The organism is Pseudomonas sp. F1_0610, from assembly GCF_047470865.1.
Lineage (GTDB): Bacteria > Pseudomonadota > Gammaproteobacteria > Pseudomonadales > Pseudomonadaceae > JAZDRH01.
In genome coordinates, this window is record NZ_JAZDRH010000110.1 from 1 (window position 1) to 255 (window position 255).

A 255-nucleotide genomic window follows, 5' to 3' on the forward strand; every position below is an offset into this window, starting at 1 on the left:
CAGATGAGTTTAAGCAAGAAGCAGTCAACCAAGTGACCCTCCATGGTTATGCTGTTGTAGACGTTGCTAAGCGCTTAGGCATCAGTGATAAGACACTGTACAACTGGATTAAGATCTTTTCCAAACCAGTTAAAAAACGACTGGAAGATAATGATTTACAGGCTGAGATCGCCCGTTTAAAGCGCGAACTGAAGCGTGTTGAGCAAGAGCGCAACATCTTAAAGGAGGCCGCCGTGTTCTTTGCCAGCGAGTCAA

The 255-nt window shown here is 45.5% G+C and carries 1 pseudogene; it reads left to right on the forward strand.

What is annotated here, in order from left to right:
• Positions 1-255, forward strand: a pseudogene (locus VQ643_RS16440) (transposase); the annotation flags it as partial.